Origin of the sequence: Streptomyces beijiangensis (genome assembly GCF_017315755.1) — a bacterium.
Taxonomy (GTDB): domain Bacteria; phylum Actinomycetota; class Actinomycetes; order Streptomycetales; family Streptomycetaceae; genus Streptomyces; species Streptomyces beijiangensis.
In genome coordinates this window covers 1-269 of the sequence record NZ_JAFLRJ010001116.1, presented here as the reverse complement: position 1 = coordinate 269, position 269 = coordinate 1, and the positions used below count along the sequence as shown (strand labels likewise).

Sequence of the window (269 nt, the reverse complement as noted above, 5' to 3'; positions counted from 1 at the left end):
CCCGGCCGTGCGACGGGCAGTCGTAACGGCCCTCTCCGTAGACGACCATCGAGCCGGCCAGCACCAGGTCGCGCACCCCCGCCGCGGCCATCGCGGCCAGCAGTACGGCCGTGCCCAGGTCGTTGCAGCTCACGTACTCGGGCGCGTCGGCGAAGTCCTTGCCGAGGCCGGCCATCGCCGCCTGGTGGCAGACCGCGTCGATGCCGTGCAGGGCGTCCGCGACCGCCGGCCCGTCCCGTACGTCCGCGTGGATCCACTCGGCGTCGGGC

1 protein-coding gene is annotated in these 269 nt (G+C 74.7%); it reads right to left on the bottom strand.

Annotation, left to right across the window (positions count from 1 at the left end):
* Positions 1–269: NAD-dependent epimerase/dehydratase family protein (locus J0695_RS40800; RefSeq protein WP_206969843.1), on the bottom strand; the 269-nt coding region annotated here is incomplete at both ends.